The organism is Algoriphagus ornithinivorans, assembly GCF_900115305.1.
GTDB classification, from domain to species: Bacteria; Bacteroidota; Bacteroidia; order Cytophagales; family Cyclobacteriaceae; genus Algoriphagus; species Algoriphagus ornithinivorans.
This window is the reverse complement of sequence record NZ_FOVW01000006.1, coordinates 1-17101: the sequence shown is the minus strand read 5'-3', so window position 1 is coordinate 17101 and position 17101 is coordinate 1. Positions and strand designations below refer to the sequence as shown.

The window sequence follows — 17101 nt, the reverse complement described above, 5'->3', positions numbered from 1 at the left end:
ACCGATGACCGAAGACCGAAGCTTCCGGATTCTGATCCTTTTAGCAGACAATAAGCCGTATTTTGTTGTTGCTTGTAAGAAAGCGGATATCCATATACTTTTAATCCCAATCGCACTACTATGATACAAGTCCTGAAGCGTTATTCCCTTTTTGTCCTATCGGGCTTTTACATATTTGCGGGCATCAATCATTTCCTAAATCCTGAATTTTACCTCCCATTAATTCCTGATTATTTTTCAAATGCTGAATTCATCAATGTTTTGGCAGGCCTAGCTGAAATTATTCTTGGAATAGGTCTTCTGATCAAAAAGGTAAGGAGGTTAGCTATTATTGGGATCGTTTTAATGCTATTGGCCTTTATTCCATCCCATGTTTATTTTATTCAAAAGGGATCTTGCATTGATGGTGGGCTTTGTGTTTCCAATTGGATTGGGTGGGTAAGACTGGTGATCATTCACCCTATTCTAATCGCTTGGCCTTTATGGTACTGGAAACAATCCTAATTTTTTGTTATTATTACTAACAAAAATCGAAGCGATACTAAACCTTTTTCAAAACTGTCCGTTTCATGGGTTTAAATCAGACCAATTATGGAGGCTATTCTCAGTAAAATCAAAGTAGAAGTCAATCCTAATTTGTATCAAAAAGAGCCATTTAGCTCGGATTTGGGCACATCCATTGTTAAGGAAGGCTCCAAACTGATACAGGAATTGGGGATGGAAAATTTTACTTTTAAAAAACTATCCATACAAATCGGAAGTACAGAAGCAGCGATTTATCGGTATTTTGACAATAAACATAAACTTCTGCTTTACCTTACAGCTTGGTATTGGGGTTGGATGGAGCATAATTTAGTGTATAGCACGGCGAACCTTAAGGATCCGGCAGAGAGACTATCAATGGCTATTCGTTTGCTTTCAGAAGGTCCTGTCTTTACCAAAAATGAATATTTGAATCCCTCGATTCTAAGAGATATAGTAGTAAATGAGTCTCTGAAGGGTTTTTTAACAAAAGAAGTAGACGTAGAAAATGAAATTGGAATCTTTGCCCAGGTTTACAAGTTTGGTGAAAGAATAGCCAATATTATTCAGGAAATTAACCCTTCCTATAAATACCCAAAAACCTTAGTTTACACGGTTTTGGAGTCTAGTCTTTTACAATCTTTTAATTCCCAGCATCTCCCGGGAATGACGGAAAATGGTTTGGGAGCTGCTTCACGTTTTCAATTCTTTCATCAACTGGTCGTAAACACGATTCAAAATGGCAACTAATAGCGATATAACACCCATTAAGCGCTTTTTCAGATTACTGAAAGAAGAAAAAAGTCAGGTATATTCGATTTATTTCTATGCCGTATTAAATGGTTTAATTACACTTACCTTACCTCTTGGTATTCAGGCGATTTTGAATTTTATTCTTGGAGGTAGAATATCAACATCCTGGATTATATTGGTTCTGATTGTGGCTGCCGGGGTAGCATTTGGTGGATTTCTTCAGATTTCTCAGCTCCAAATTATGGAGAAATTGCAACAGAGAATATTCACCAAATCAGGATTGAGTATAGCGTATAGAATGCCAAGAGTAAAGGCAGAAATTCTTCATGGACAATATGGTCCTGAACTGGTCAATAGATTTTTTGATACAGTTAACTTGCAAAAAGGGCTTTCGAAAATTCTGATCGATTTCTCCACTGCTTTGCTTCAGGTAATATTCGGTTTGTTGCTTTTGTCAGTTTACCACCCAACTTTCATTCTCTTTGGTATTGCCCTGTTCGTGATTTTAGGATTGATTTTCTATATCACAGGACCAAGAGGCATGGAAACTGCCATGAAAGAGTCTTCCTATAAATACGAAACAGCTTACTGGCTGGAAGAAATAGGAAGAACCATGAATACCTTCAAATTGGTAGGGAATACTCGTTTGCCAATTTTAAGGGCTGATAAACTCCTGCAGTTTTATGTGGATTTCAGATCCAAGCACTTTGCCGTTTTGATCTTCCAATACAAGATCATGATTGCTTTTAAGGTATTGATTGTATCCAGTTTATTGGTTGCAGGAAGCTTACTTTTAATTAACGATCAAATCAGTATCGGTCAGTTTGTAGCTGCTGAGGTAATCATTGTATTGGTAGTTAACTCTGTAGAAAAGTTGATTCTTTCTCTTGAAACTGTATATGACACATTGGTGGCTACAGAAAAGCTTGGCCATATAATGGATTTGGAACTGGAGAATACTAGAGGCACAGAAAAAGTGATCGTATCTAATCCAAAAGGATTGAAGTTTGGAATGGAAAACGTGGTTTTTCATCCCCAGGATTCGGACCATCCTATTCTTAAAGGAATTTCTTTGACCATAGAACCCGGAAAAAAAGTTGCCGTAACTGGAAAGAGTGGCAGTGGAAAAAGTGCCTTTTTGGCTTTACTTTCTGGATTGTATGAAGAATACGAAGGTAAAGTCATGGTCAATGATTTATCCATTGATATGATTCAATTGGAAAAATACAGATCCATGGTTGGGGATGTTTTGGAAATGGAGCAGATTTTCCACGGGACTATTCGGGAAAATATCATCGTTGGAAGAGAATATGATGATAAGCAACTGGAATCTGTATTAGAATTGGTGGATTTGAAAGAGTACGTGTACCAATTGCCGAACGATTTGGAAACCAAATTGCAACCTGAAGGAAAAGGGCTTTCAAAGCGTATAGTTCAAAGTATTTTGGTAGCTAGAGCATTAATTGGCAAGCCAAAAGCCATCATCATGGAGAACGCACTTCTTCACTTATACGAGGATGTGAAAAATCGAATCTTAGATTATTTGATTAAGGGGGATTGGACCTTGATTTTGGTGACCAAGGACGAAGAAGCTATAAAGCGGGTAGATGAGATTATAGTTATGGATCAAGGTAAAAATGTCTTCCAGGGAAATCATGAGGGCTATTTATCATTCACTTCAAATTCTAATTAAGTCATGCTGAATATTTCAAATATTAGAATCAAGGAATCTATTCCTTTCAGTGGGGCCAAAAGTTTGGTGATGACTTTGCCTGTCAAAGAGAGTCAGAAGAGAGTCAGGATTTTGACAGTGATCATGTTGGTTTTCTTTGGGATGCTATTCCTTCCCTGGACTCAAAATATAAGGTCTAAAGGATATGTGACAGCTTTAAGGCCTGATCAAAGACCACAAACCATTCATTCTGTCATTGCTGGTAGAATCGAAAAATGGTATGTGAGTGAAGGTGCTTTTGTTGCTAAAGGAGATACAATTTTAAGAATATCAGAAATCAAAGATGAGTATTTTGATTCCTTGTTATTGCCTAGAACCCAGCAACAGGTTAACGCTAAAACTTTCGCAGCCAGATCCTACGGGGAAAAAGTGGAAGCTTTAAAGGCTCAGATTCAGGCTTTGGAAAGGAATAATATCTTGAAAATTCAACAGGCTGAGAATAAACTCAGAATGGCAGAATTGAAAGTGGAATCGGATAGCATCAAATTCTATCAGGCTTCTGTAAACTTTGACATTGGAAAGCAGCAACTTGCCCGTTATGAGACTCTATATATAGAAGGATTGACATCTTTGACAGACTTAGAATCAAGGAGGTTGAAATTCCAGGATGTAAATGCCAAATTAATTGCAGCTGAAAACGATTATTTATCCAGTCAAAATGAGCTTCTTTCCGCTCAAATTGAGTTGGGTGCCATTGACAATGAATTCAAAGATAAATTAGCGAAGGCAAGGTCTGAAATGTATACGGCCATGTCCTCTCAGTTTGATACGGAGGCTACAGTTTCCAAACTGGAAAACACCTATTCGAATTATGAAGCTAGGACTGGCTTTAGATATATTCTGGCGCCACAGGATGGATACTTAGCGAGAGCTATCCAGGTAGGTTTAGGTGAGACCATCAAAGAAGGCGATCCAATTCTCAATATCGTACCGGCTGAGGCTGCTTTGGCAGTTGAAATGTATGTGCAGCCTGTTGATCTTCCATTGATTAAGGTTGGAAATAAGGTACGATTCATTTTCGATGGATGGCCTGCAATTGTATTCTCTGGTTGGCCTCAGATTTCTAATGGTACATTCGGTGGAGTTGTAGTAGCAATAGACCAATTTGCAGGAAATAATAATCAATATCGTGTTTTAGTAATCGAAGATCCAGAAGAAGAAGCTTGGCCAGAGATGCTAAGAATCGGTTCTGGAGCTGACGGAATCGCTCTTCTTAACGATGTGCCGGTATGGTATGAAATCTGGCGTCAGTTGAATGGATTCCCAGCTGATTATTACACACAGGAACAAAAAGATGCATTAGCTAAGGAAAAGAAATGAGATATTTCTTCATCGTTTTAGGTCTTTTTCTATCCTCTTTGACTTATGGTCAATCAGCTGATACCCTGAGAGCGGAAACCTTCATTTCTTGGCTACAGGCATATCATCCTATGGCTAGGCAGGCGGAAATCCAGCTGGAATTTGGGGATATGGAATTGAGAACAGCTAGGGGAGCTTTTGATCCATTGGTTTATGGAGATCTTGACAGCAAACAGTACAAAGAGACCAATTATTATGATAAGCGGGAAGCAGGAGTAATTATTCCTACTTGGGCTGGAATTGAATTGAACGGTACATTTGAGCAGAATAATGGACAGTTTCTAAATGAGGAGAGAACTGTTCCATCTGGAGGGCTATTTGCCGCAGGCGCTGCTGTTAATTTGGGCCAAGGATTGATTTTGGATGAAAGAAGAGCAAGTTTGAGACAGGCTCAAATTTATCAGCAGTCTACGGAGGTTGAACGGGCAAGGATGCTCAATGAACTCTATGTAAGGGGATACGAGGCTTATTGGAACTGGGCATTAACTTATGCTAATCAGGAAGCATTAGAGGAAGCTGTGAGACTTACACAATTCCGATTTGAAGGCATTGTTAGTTCCTACAAGCAGGGTGACGTAGCCGCTATCGATACGGTTGAGGCCTATTCTCAATTGCTTAATAGGCAATATAGATTACAGAATGCCAGAAATGAGTATTTCGCAGCTACTCAATTTTTAAGTGCATTTCTTTGGAGTGAGGATGGATTTCCCATGGTTTTGGATGAGCAGACTATTCCTGAAAATCTCGAAGTTGATTTGTCATTAGTCCTAAACCCTGAGGAATTAAGAACTCTGATTACCAATCATCCAGAACTTCAATTGGTAGATTACGAATTGGCGGGATTGGAAATAGACAGAAAACTCAAGGCGCAGTCACTTTTGCCAGTGGTTAAGCTTAAGTACAATTTCTTGGTTGAAACCTTTGATGGATTTCAGGAAGCACCATTTTTTGAGAACAATTACAAATTTGGGCTTTCAGTTTATACTCCATTGCTTTGGAGAAAAGCGCGTGGTTCTTTAGGCTTAGCCAAAGCTAAAATTGACTTCAAGCAAAACTCCAGGGACATCAAAGCATTGGAACTTAGAACCAAACTAGAAGCAGAGATTAATAATTTTTCAGCTTTGAGTACACAAGTTCAGGTCTTTTCAGAAAATGTATTCAGTCTACAAAGGTTATTGGATGCAGAAATCAGGAAGTTTGACATGGGAGAGAGTAGTTTGTTTTTAGTCAACGCCCGTGAGGTTTCGGTCTTTGACTCGAGACTGACTTTGAACCAATTAATTGCAAAAAGGAAAGTTGCTGTAGCCAAGGCAAGGTTTGCTGCGGGTATAGGGTTTGAATAATTAAAAAAGATTATGCCAGCTTATATTATTGTTGAAGTTGATATTACCGATCAGGTTCAGTATGAGGAGTACAAGAAATTAACTCCTGCCACAGTTGAAAAATACGGAGGAAAATTTGTGCTTCGAGGACAACCGGTGGAAGCGCTCGAAGGCGATTGGACTCACGACAGATTGGTGATGTTGCAGTTCCCGGATGGGAAAAGTGCAAAAGTTTGGTACAATTCAAAGGAATATCAAGAAGCAAAGGAAATTCGATCGAAAGCAGGCTCTGCCAAATTTTTTCTTATCGAATCTGAATAATTGGCATTTTTATTGGTATGTAATACAAATAAATGGATTTAAGTTATCTAATCGCCTTAAATCCATTGAAAATATTTGTTTCACATAACCATAAAGTTCAATCATCTTTAAAAATTATTCAAATGAAAAAGAATTACTTCTTTGCTAAGAGTTTTTTAATTCTAGCAGCATCGTCCTTAATCGTAACGTCCTGTATGACAGATACAGAGGGTCCTTTAAAAGAATCATTACTAACTGAGAAAGCTCTGGAAGTTACTAATTCAGAAGGTGGTGAGAATTTGAGAAAGGGAGGGTTTGTAGAGTATAAAGACTCTTTTACAAATCAGATTAATCCTTCAGGAACTTTTCCAAACCTTTTCTTACCCGGTTATGGCGAAGGGAAGGCAAGATCCATGGGAAACGTGTATTCATTTATCAACCAAGTTGTAACAGGCGAACTAACATCTGAAGGCGCTCCTGTTTCACAGTTTTTTGCTGATGATTTGGCGGCTTTTGGTGTAACTGATCTGGATGAAAAAGTTCACTCAGTAACAGTAAATGACGCAGGACATGCTCTTTTCTTCGAAAGTAAAACTAATGTAGCAACTCCTATAGCACCCGATAGAGTTGAGTTTGAAGCAAAATTAATAGTATTAGGGGGAACCAAGAAATTTAAAAATGCGACTGGTGAAGGAAAAGTTACCGGTTTTTATAATCCCGTTACGGGTCGGGGTGAATCAACTGTAACAGCTTTGATTAAATTGAATTAAATATCATCACGATGATGTAAAAGGCGGCCTCGGTCGCCTTTTTTTATGCTCTGAAATGGATTCCGCTATTTTTTATATTCAAGAAGGGGGACTTTCGGTCGCTATTTTCTAATTTGGAAGACATACCAACCAATTCTCTTTTTCATGAATAAAATAATCACTCTGGGAGAAGTGATGCTGCGGTTATCTCCGGCAGATAATAGAAGATTTGCTCAGGCTAATTCTTTTCAAATTGATTTTGGAGGCTCCGAAGCAAATGTCGGGGCAGCTTTAGTTTACTGGGGAGAACATGTTTCCCATGTGACAGCCTTTCCGGATGATGAATTGGGTAAAAGGGCTGTATCCGAATTAAGAAAAAGTGGATTGGATACCTGTTTAATAAGCTTTTTGCCCGGAAGATTGGGCTTGTATTATTTGGAAAATGGGAGTTTACAAAGAAGCTCAAAAATCATATATGATCGATTCGGTTCAAGTTTTTCGAAATATGATGGAAGCGATAAGAACTGGGAGAAAGAATTAGAAGGAGTTACTTGGGTTCATTGGTCAGGTATCAGTCCTGCTATTTCACAAGAAGCTGCGGATTTAACTTACAGAATTCTGAAAATAGCCAGAAGCAAAAATATTGAAGTATCGGGCGACATTAATTATAGAAGTAATCTCTGGCAATATGGAAAAATGGCGCATGAAGTGATGCCTAAATTAATTGAGCTTTCTTCAGTTTTGATCGCAGGAACCAGAGATTTTAATCAATGCCTAAATAAGGACTTTAATGATTTTAGTGAGGCTAAAGCCTATGCTTTTGAAAAATACCCTCAGTTGAAATTCATCGCCAAAACCAATAGAAAAACTCATTCAGCCAGCCATAATTCTTTAGATGCAGAACTTCACAGTAAAGAGCAGGTTTGGAAATCGAAAAATTATGAGGTGAATCCCATATTAGACCGAGTAGGTACAGGAGATGCATTTGCTGCCGGATTAATTCTTGGCCTCAGAAAAAATGATCCCAAATGGGCAATAGAATTTGGAATGGCTGCAGGAGTCCTGAAACATGCGGTGCATGGAGACTTATTATTATCTTCCATAGAGGAAGTTCAGGAGGTTGCCGACGGCACATCAGGAAAAATCAAAAGATGACATGAGAAACACTGAAAGCCCATTTATCAAACAAATGAATCAGGCAGGACTGATGCCTATTTTTTACCATTCCAGTGAGGAGGTTTGCTTGAATATTTTGCAGGTTGCATATGATTCAGGAATTAGGGTCATTGAATTAGTCAATAGGGGTTCGGAAGCAACAAAAATATTTCCCAGCCTTAGGAAATTAGCAGATCAATTACCGGGACTAAGCCTTGGGATTGGAACAATTTATCATCCCTACGAAGCTGAAGAGTTTTTAGAAATGGGTGCTGAATTTATTGTCGCACCGGTTATGAATCCTCGACTTGGGGAGTACTGTAGCCGAAATGATGTGCCTTGGGTTCCTGGGTGTGGAACAGTTACTGAGATTTGGCAAGCTCAAGAACTGGGAGCAGAGTTGGTAAAAATCTATCCGGCAAACTTGCTCACTCCAGAATTTGTCCCTTCTGTGCATGCGGTCTTACCAAAAATTGATATTATCCCAACCGGCGGTATTGAGCCTACATTGGAAAGTATCAAGCCTTGGTTTGATGCAGGTGGACTCTGTGTGGGAATGGGCTCTCAATTAATTCGAAAAGACTGGGTTCAATCCGGCAATTATGAGCAGCTAGGCAAAGCTTTTAAGCAGGCGGTTAATTTGGTCCAACAGATCAAGTCATAAATTGACAAGGGTTTTAATCTTATTTTTTTTGAGTAAGAGGTCTCTAAGCTTTGACTTGCAAATCATCAATTCTCTGGTCAGAAATGAAGATTAATCCTTCCCTTAGGATTACTTCGTATTTTATTTCCTAATTTGGATTTTCTTAGGCTTTATCACCTTCAGAAAATTTTATTTAGCCTTAATCTCCCTTAAGTTTAAAACTTTTTAAGGTTTCTAAACTTAAGGTAATGTGTTTTATCCCTAACGAGTAAATTGAAATGAGTCTTTACAATTCAGCAATTATCATATTTCAAAAAAATGCGCAAAAAGGAAGAGTAAAAACCCGACTTGCAGCAACCATTGGAGATGAAGAAGCTTTAAAAGTATACCGTCTTCTTACAGAATATACCCATCAGGTATGCCTTGAATTAGATTGTCCAAAGTTTCTATATTTTTCAGATTTTATAACAGATTCAGAGAGCAGAGATCATTACGAACTGAGAGTTCAAGAAGGAAAAGATCTCGGAGAAAGAATGAAAAATGCTTTTGAAGCGTTATTTGAAGCTGGATACGAAAAAATATTAATCTTAGGTACTGATTGTGCCGAATTGGATGCTACGATTTTGAAAAAAGCATTCAAAGATCTCAAAAATGAAGAGGTCGTAATTGGACCAGCTAGAGATGGTGGGTACTATTTATTAGGCATGTCAAAATTTGTTCCTGAACTTTTTGAAGATATGCCTTGGAGTACCAAAGATGTGGCTCCAGAAACTATGAAAAGGTTGAATGAACTTTCTATCCCTTTTACAACGCTACCTACACTATCTGATGTGGACAATGAAGCTGATTGGGATCGTGTCAAGGGGAAGTTTGTTTTTCAGGGGTAATTGATCGGGAACATGTGTACCAAGCGTCTAGATTTAATAATGAGGTCTATTTTCTTCCTTTTATTCTTGCAAATATTTCTTATTACCAATTCCTACAGTCAAACTGTCCAGGAAAAGCGTCAGTTTGAAATCAAAGTGGCAGGAATCAAAATCGGTGATTTGGAGGCTCAACAAGTCAAAGAAAATTTAAACACAAATTATAGCCTTAAGAGTAATGTGAGCTTTTGGTTTTTCGGGAAGTTATTCGTGGACTTTTTAATCAATGCAAAATATGGAGAAGACAGATTGTTGAATTCAATTGCAGACCTTAAATCTAATAGGGGTGAGTTTTTATCTACTATTATCTGGAAAAAGAATTTCTATGAAGTAGATGCAAATACTTATAAATTCGAAAACACAGATCCTGTTAAGCAATCAATTGACCTTTCTGTCAGCAAACTCTATTTCAAAAAACCCAAGCACAATCAATTATTGATATCTGAAACTTATGGATTGGTAAGTTTGGTAAAGGAAGTTGAACCTAATGTGTTCGAAATAGAAATTGATGGCAACAGAAATCAATTTCATTACAAGGGTGATGAATTGGATAAAGTAATTATCCAAAACCCAATTAAAAACTATGTAATCCAGAGAGTGTATTGAGCGAAGAGAATTCTTGTATGTTTTTATCCATCATCATCCCAATTTACAACGAAGAAGAAAACCTAAAGGAACTGCTTCCTTTGTTGATTCAAAATTCTCCCAAATCGGATAGAGAAATTCTGGTAGTAGATGCAGCAAGTACCGATCAAAGTAAAGAGGTATGTCATCAAATGGGAGTAAATTATATTCTGGCTTCAGAAGCCTCTAGAGCAACTCAAATGAATAAAGGGGCTGCCGAAGCTAAGGGTTCTGTATTGTATTTTGTACATGCGGATTCTAGACCAAAAGACAGCTTTTTTGAAGATATTTCTCTAGCCATTTCCAATGGTAAAAAAGCGGGTTGTTATCGCTATAAGTTTGATTCAGATAGTTGGATGCTGAAAATCAATGGCTGGTTTACCCGATTCAATGGTTTATTTGCTGGTGGTGGAGATCAGACCTTATTCATCCAAAAAAGCTTTTTTGAAGAATTGGAAGGATTCGATGAAGAATACTGTATCATGGAGGATTTTGATTTAGTCAAAAGAATCAAGGCAGTTTCAGATTTTCATATCATTCCTAAATCAATAATGGTTTCAGCTAGGAAATACGACGAAAACAGCTGGCTAAGGGTTCAAATAGCCAATTTGGTTGCATTTGCATACTTCCTGATGAATTATCCACCGGCTAAAATTAAATCTGCTTATTTCCAATTATTAAAACATCGATAGGAGCTCTTATGACAGGTTATTCAATCAATGGCATTCAGCAGGTAGGTATAGGCGTAGAAAATGCAACCGAGGCCTGGAAATGGTACAGAAAAGCTTTTGGCATGAACGTACCTATCTTTGAGGATAGGGCAGAAGCTAAGCTGATGACTCGCTATACCAGTGGGAAGGTGCATAGTAGACATGCCATTTTAGCCATGAATATGCAGGGAGGAGGCGGATTCGAAATTTGGCAATACGAATCCAAAAAACCTCAAAAAGCAGACTTTGAACTTGATTTTCGAAATCTTGGAATATTGGCTGTTAAAATTCGATGTAGACAAATTGAAGACTGCTTTAATCATCTGAAGAAAATAGGATCTGAAATATTGACTGAGCCTTGTAAAGATCCGCTAGGGGTATCACACTTTTTTATCAAAGATCCTTTCGGAAACACATTCGAGCTTAGAGAAAATTCATCCTGGTTTAGTCAGTCAGAAGCCTTAACTGGAGGTGTTTGTGGCGTAACTATTGGCACCAGTTCTATTGATCAGTCGCTTTCCTTGTACCAAAACCTTTTACAGCATCCTCATCAACTCTTGGATCAAACTGGTTCTTGGGAAGATTTACCAACCCAAAAATTAGATTCCGCTTCATTCAGACGGGTTTTTCTTCAGAATAATCAAAGTCCTACTGGAGCATTTGGAAAACTTCTCTGTCAAAATCAGATTGAATTGCTAGAATATCAAGGAGATAAAGGAGTTCCAGTATTTGAAAATCGAGATTGGGGAGACCTGGGCTTTATCCATGTTTGCTTTGATGTGAACCAAATGGATGAACTCAAATCCAAAAGTCAGAATATGAATATGGCCTTTACTGTGGATAGCCAGAATAATTTTGACATGGGAGAGGCAGCTGGAAGGTTTTCGTATTTGGAAGACCCGGACGGTACTTTGATTGAATTTGTGGAAACTTACCGTGTACCTATTTTTAAAAAACTGGGACTTTATTTCAAACTCAAGGAAAATCAAAAGCCTTTACCAAATATTATGGTAAAGGCCTTAGGATTGAATAGGGTAAAAGATTAGTGAATATTCACTGAAATTCTTTTGGCGAGTTCAACTAGCCTGTTGGCATAACCAGCTTCGTTGTCATACCAGCCTACTATCTTCACCAAGTTACCTTTGGAAGAAGTAAGCGCCGCATCCAAAATGCAGGAGTATGGATTGCCAATAATATCCATGGAGACGATGGGGTCTTTCTCCACCTGAATAATTCCTTTTAATTTACCCTGGGCTGCTTTTTCAAATGCAGTATTTATCTCTTCAACGGATGCCTCTTTTTCCAAAGTGATTATCAAATCCGTCAGAGAACCGTCAGGAACTGGAACTCTCATGGCAGATGCTTCGATTTTTCCATCCAAAGCAGGCATGACGCGATCCAATGCCTTTCCAGCATTGGTAGTGGTAGGAATGATGCTATATGCAGCAGCACGGGCTCTCCTGAGGTCTCTATGAGGAGCATCATGGAGGTTTTGATCATTGGTATAGGAGTGAACAGTGGATGCATAGCCTTTTACTATTCCAAAGTTCTCTTCCAAGACTTGGACCATAGGAGCAAGGCAATTTGTGGTACAAGATGCATTGGAAATGATTTTTTCATCTCCAGTCAGAATAGTATCATTCACACCCAGTACCACCATTTTAATACTTGGATCCTGAGAAGGTGCCGAAATAATGACTTTCTTAGCACCTGCATGAAGATGCTTTTCAGCATTTTCTCTGTCGGTAAATCTACCTGTGCTTTCTATAACCACATCAATATCCAATTCCTTCCAAGGAAGTTTGTCAGGAGATGATTGGCTGAGTAATTTGATTTTTTGATCACCAACATTCAGGATGGATTGATTGACCGATATCTCCCGATCCAACTTTCCATGTATGGAGTCATATTTCAGCAAATGAGCGATGGCTTTATCATCTGCCAAGTCATTGATCGCTATTAATTCAAAGTCGGGATTTTCTATTAAAAGTTTTGCAGTATACCTTCCTATTCTTCCAAAGCCATTGATGGCAATTCTCGTCTTGGGTTTATATGACATGAGTCTATTTATTGAATCGTAAAATTAGAAAAAGGATTACAGGGATTGAAATGAAATTTTAATTGCTTTGGTTCAGGTTTTTAGGTGAAATACAGAAGAAATTTTTGTGGGCACTTTGCTATTCTAAAAGCAAGCCTCTATATTTGCACAACATTTCAGGAAAGGACGTTTTCTGAATCTTTTAATGGTCCGTTCGTCTAGGGGTTAGGACGCATCCCTTTCACGGATGAAACACGGGTTCGATTCCCGTACGGACTACTATATTACTGATTATCAAGCGACTAGCTTGATTTGAGAATTTAATATTTTCAATAAAAATCAGTAAAACTTCTTGATAATTTTTCAACCCCAAATGGTCCGTTCGTCTAGGGGTTAGGACGCATCCCTTTCACGGATGAAACACGGGTTCGATTCCCGTACGGACTACCAAAATAACTCGTTTACTGAGTTTAAAAGCATTTTTGTTTTATGGTTGTTAGTGGTTAAAGTGAACAAAATCCCGACTTCTGGTCGGGATTTTTGTTTTACAGCATTTTTGATCAACGGAAAATACTCCCTTAATCATTTTGATTATTTTGCATTTGTCAAACCTATTATTTGTCAATATGCATCAAACCCAAAACCTATATTCCAATTTGGCAGCTTTGCTTCTAATTGGAGCTGTCACCTTATCCTCCTGTAAAAAAGAAGAGCCGGTTGATTTAAGGATTAAAACTTTTACCCTGGAGCAACTCAGTCCCCAAGCTGAAGCGGCAAGAGCTCAAATCAACCCAGTTCTTAAAGAGGGTCTCAAGCTCTCTATTTGGGGAGTTGATTCTTTGGTATATGACCCAATTTCAATTCATATCAATGATCAGGGGGAATTATTTTATTCCAGAACAAATCGACAGAAAAATTCTGAATTTGATATTAGAGGTCATCAGGATTGGGAAATCAGATCTATTGCCTTGCAGAATATTGAAGACAAAAGAGCATTTCTAAGAGCCGAATTATCCCCTGAAAGAAGCGAGTTCAACACTTGGCTAGAAGATTTAAATGGCGACGGTTCCCATGATTGGAGAGACATGACTGTGGAAAAGGAGCATATCTATAAATTAAAAGATACTGATGGAGATGGGCTTGCAGATTTTTCACAATTGATCTTAGAGGATTTCAACGATGAGGTGACTGATGTAGCCGGAGCTGTGATGATGGGCGAAGATGCGCTCTATGTCGGTGTGGGGCCTGACATGTGGAGATTGGTTGATAAAAATGGAGATGGTATCATGGACGATAAAACCTCCATTTCACATGGCTATGGGATTCATATTGGATTTGGAGCTCATGGGATGTCAGGATTGGAAATGGGTCCTGATGGCCGTGTTTACTGGGGAATCGGAGATATTGGTTTTAATGGAAAAGGACCAGATGGCCAGGAATGGAAATATCCAAATAGAGGAGTGATAGCTAGGGCTAATCCAGATGGCTCTGATTTTGAAATTTTTGCCATGGGTGTCAGAAATACCCATGAGTTTGTTTTCGATGCGCATAATAATTTGATTTCCGTTGACAATGATGGAGATCATCCTGGAGAAAAAGAAAGATTGGTCTACCTGACTAACGGCTCCGATACTGGCTGGAGAATCAACTGGCAATTCGGAAAATATCGTGATCCCGATAACAACGCTTATAAGGTGTGGATGGATGAGCGCTATTTTGTTCCTCGTTGGGAATCTCAGGCGGCCTTTATTACTCCACCCATTGCCAATTATGTATCCGGGCCAACAGGTATGGTTTTCAATCCAGGATCTGGTTTAGGTCCCAGATGGAAGGATCATTTCTTTGTAGTTGAATTCGTAGGAAATGCTGCCAACTCAGGTATTCATGCGTTCACTTTGGAACCTAAGGGAGCGAGTTTTGAACTGAAGTCAACGGAAAGAATATTGTCCGGGGTTTTACCTACAGGGATGGATTTTGGTCCAGAAGGATCATTGTATTTTGCTGATTGGGTTGATGGATGGGGCACCAAAAACTATGGACGAATTTGGAAATTGGAAGATGAAGAGGCTATAAACTGGGAGCTACAAAAAGATACTGAAAAGGAGCTTAAGGCCGATTTCAAGAAATTAAAAGAATCTGAATTACAAACAAGGCTGTATCACCAAGATATGAGAGTTCGAAGGAAGTCTCAGTTCGAATTGGCCAAAAGAGGAGAGAAGGGTGCAAAAGTTTTTGAGACGGTTTTGAAAGATCAATCAAACCAATATGCCAGAATTCATGCGATAGTAGGCTTGAGTCAATTAGCTAGAATGCAATCCATGGATTATGCCGATGCGATTGTTCCATATTTAAAAGACAATGATCCTGAAATCAAAGCCCAGGCAGCTAAATGGTTGGGAGATATTCGCTATAAAAAAGCAAGCAAGGAATTAATTGCCAACTTAAAGGATTCCAATGCAAGAGCTCAGTTTTTTGCGGCAGAGGCATTGGGAAGAGCCGCCGAAAAAAATGCTACTGAACCATTAATTCAACTTTTGGAACAAAATAATGATGAAGATGCCTACCTCAGACATGCTGCAAGTTTAGCTTTAGCCAGAATAGGTGAGGAAGTTAAAATCACTGCCTTATCCAATCATCCCTCGGCAGCTGTTAGAATGGGAGCTGTTTTGGCTTTAAGAAGATTGGAAAGCCCCGGTTTGGCTAATTTCCTACAGGACTCGGAGGAGTTAATCGTAACAGAAGCTGCGAGGGCGATTCATGATGATTTTTCAGTAACTGAAGCTATGCCAGCTTTAGCAGCACTTTTGAATCAAACTCCATTTACAAACGAGCCTTTGGTCAGAAGAATCATCAGTGCAAATCAGCGAATTGGCGGAGAAGAACAATTAAATCATGTACTGGCCTATGTTTCCAAGAGCAATGTCCCAGAACCACTCAAATTGGAAGCTATAGCTGCAGTTGGAACTTGGGTTAAACCATCTCTTGTGGATAGAGTAGATGGAAGATTTCGTGGAGAGGTTAAAAGAGAAGGTTCTTTATTCCGAGAAAAAAGTAAGGCTGTATTGATCGCTGGCTTATCAAGTTCTCAGACGGAAGTTAGGAAGGAAGCTGCCAAAGCCATTGGTAAGTTAGAAATTCAAGAGGCATCAGAAGCCCTCTTAGCCAAATTAAAAACTGACCCTTCTGAATCAGTGAAAATAGAAACACTCACAGCCTTAGAAAGAATGAAGGCCACTGAGTTAGCTCAGGCTATTACTTTGGCCATGAAAGATAGTAATCAAGGGGTAAGAGTTGCAGGCTTAGGATTACTTTCCCAAACGGCAATTCCAGCTGATCAAAAGGTTAGCCTCTTGATGGATATTATTGAGAAAAGAACAAGTCCGGAAAAGCAAAGAGCTTTATTAACTCTAGGAAGCATGGAAAACAGCGCTTCGTTTAAGGAATGGAATTCCATTTTGGCTTCCTTCTCTAAAGGTGATTTACCAAGTAGCACTTGGATTGAATTAGAAGAAGCTATCGATGCTACATCATCCAATGAATTGAAATCTCAGTTTACCAAAATGCTGGAGCAAAAGGCCGGAGGAGAGTCATGGAAACTCTATGCTGGAGCATTGGCAGAAGGAAATGTACGAGCGGGGAGATCAATTTTCTTTCAAAACCAGACTGCGCAATGTATCCGTTGCCATGCCTATGATGACATGGGAGGAAACGCTGGTCCTAAATTAAATGGAGTGGCCAATAAATTAAGTCGAGAGGAATTATTGATTGCGCTAGTAGAGCCTAGTAAAAGAATAGCTCCTGGTTTTGGTTTTGTAACATTGGAATTAAAAAATGGGGAAAGCATAACTGGTACTTACTTGGGAGAAAGTCAAGCTGGAGTTACTATTAAAGTTGGATCCAACCCTGAAAAAACTTATTCGGAAGCAGAGATTCAAAGCAAAAAATTAGCACCATCAAGTATGCCAAATCAAGGAGAACTTCTCAGCAAGAGAGAAATCAGGGATTTGGTGAGTTTCTTGAGTACTTTGAATAGGGAAGAAGAGTAAGGCTAGAAGTCTGAATGCTGAAGTATGAAAGCTGAAAAGAAAGTCTGAAGTAGAAAGTCTGAATGCTGAATTGGAAAGTTAGAAAGCTAAAGTCAGAAAGCTGAAGTATAAAGTGTGAAAGCTGAAGTATGAAAGCTGAAATAATTAAGGTGTATATCCCTAAATAACGTTGACCGTTTGGTTCAACATTCATTTATAAATTCCATCGGGCATATATGAGCCAGA

At 38.8% G+C, this 17101-nt stretch carries 15 protein-coding genes and 2 tRNA genes; 16 read left to right on the top strand and 1 reads right to left on the bottom strand.

Features of this window, described 5'->3' with window-relative positions:
- The first annotated feature begins 120 nt into the window (after positions 1–120).
- The 13 genes from BM073_RS10080 to BM073_RS10020 all read left to right on the top strand — a co-directional run bounded on the left by BM073_RS10080 (position 121) and on the right by BM073_RS10020 (position 11838).
- On the top strand, positions 121–504 hold the full coding sequence (locus tag BM073_RS10080) for a DoxX family protein (protein WP_091653795.1): 384 nt from the start codon (positions 121–123) through the stop codon (positions 502–504).
- Between the two features lie 87 nt (positions 505–591).
- Positions 592–1272 (top strand): TetR/AcrR family transcriptional regulator, encoded by a 681-nt coding sequence (locus BM073_RS10075; protein ID WP_091653794.1) that lies wholly within the window; start codon positions 592–594, stop codon positions 1270–1272.
- Complete coding sequence (locus BM073_RS10070) at positions 1262–2968, top strand: peptidase domain-containing ABC transporter (protein ID WP_091653792.1); 1707 nt, start codon at positions 1262–1264, stop codon at positions 2966–2968. Before BM073_RS10075 ends, BM073_RS10070 begins: the two co-directional genes overlap by 11 nt.
- 3 nt (positions 2969–2971) lie before the next feature.
- Entirely contained in the window at positions 2972–4327 is a 1356-nt protein-coding gene (locus BM073_RS10065) for an HlyD family secretion protein (RefSeq protein WP_091653791.1), read from the top strand.
- Positions 4324–5709, top strand: coding sequence for a TolC family protein (locus BM073_RS10060; protein WP_091653789.1), 1386 nt, complete (start codon positions 4324–4326; stop codon positions 5707–5709). The genes BM073_RS10065 and BM073_RS10060 overlap by 4 nt, the downstream gene beginning before the upstream one ends.
- Positions 5710–5721: 12 nt before the next feature.
- Complete coding sequence (locus BM073_RS10055; protein WP_091653787.1) at positions 5722–6009, top strand: DUF1330 domain-containing protein; 288 nt, start codon at positions 5722–5724, stop codon at positions 6007–6009.
- Positions 6010–6041: 32 nt separating this feature from the next.
- Positions 6042–6758 (top strand): hypothetical protein, encoded by a 717-nt coding sequence (locus BM073_RS10050; RefSeq protein WP_091653785.1) that lies wholly within the window; start codon positions 6042–6044, stop codon positions 6756–6758.
- Between the two features lie 144 nt (positions 6759–6902).
- Complete coding sequence (locus tag BM073_RS10045) at positions 6903–7892, top strand: sugar kinase (RefSeq protein WP_091653783.1); 990 nt, start codon at positions 6903–6905, stop codon at positions 7890–7892.
- 1 nt (position 7893) lies between these two features.
- Entirely contained in the window at positions 7894–8556 is a 663-nt protein-coding gene (locus BM073_RS10040) for a beta/alpha barrel domain-containing protein (protein WP_091653782.1), read from the top strand.
- A gap of 257 nt (positions 8557–8813) precedes the next feature.
- Positions 8814–9422: a TIGR04282 family arsenosugar biosynthesis glycosyltransferase gene (locus BM073_RS10035; protein WP_091653780.1), complete on the top strand. Its 609-nt coding sequence runs from the start codon at positions 8814–8816 to the stop codon at positions 9420–9422.
- Between the two features lie 66 nt (positions 9423–9488).
- Positions 9489–10064 (top strand): DUF6134 family protein, encoded by a 576-nt coding sequence (locus BM073_RS10030; protein ID WP_139217476.1) that lies wholly within the window; start codon positions 9489–9491, stop codon positions 10062–10064.
- Positions 10065–10081: 17 nt separating this feature from the next.
- A complete protein-coding gene (locus BM073_RS10025; protein ID WP_091653777.1) occupies positions 10082–10774 on the top strand; it encodes a TIGR04283 family arsenosugar biosynthesis glycosyltransferase in 693 nt (230 codons plus the stop codon).
- Between the two features lie 8 nt (positions 10775–10782).
- Positions 10783–11838 (top strand): VOC family protein, encoded by a 1056-nt coding sequence (locus BM073_RS10020; RefSeq protein ID WP_091653775.1) that lies wholly within the window; start codon positions 10783–10785, stop codon positions 11836–11838.
- Here BM073_RS10020 and gap read toward each other — a convergent pair.
- Entirely contained in the window at positions 11835–12851 is a 1017-nt protein-coding gene (gap, locus tag BM073_RS10015; RefSeq protein ID WP_091653773.1) for a type I glyceraldehyde-3-phosphate dehydrogenase, read from the bottom strand. The two genes, BM073_RS10020 and gap, sit on opposite strands and share 4 nt — an antisense overlap.
- Positions 12852–13037: 186 nt before the next feature.
- On the opposite strand from gap, the gene BM073_RS10010 reads away from it, so the two are divergent.
- The 3 genes from BM073_RS10010 (at position 13038) to BM073_RS10000 (ending at position 16876) form a co-directional block, all read left to right on the top strand.
- Positions 13038–13109 (top strand) — tRNA-Glu (locus BM073_RS10010).
- A 96-nt stretch (positions 13110–13205) separates the two neighbouring features.
- Positions 13206–13280 (top strand) — tRNA-Glu (locus BM073_RS10005).
- Between the two features lie 176 nt (positions 13281–13456).
- Positions 13457–16876, top strand: a complete 3420-nt coding sequence (locus tag BM073_RS10000) for a HEAT repeat domain-containing protein (protein WP_091653771.1) — start codon at positions 13457–13459, stop codon at positions 16874–16876.
- Positions 16877–17101: the final 225 nt, after the last annotated feature.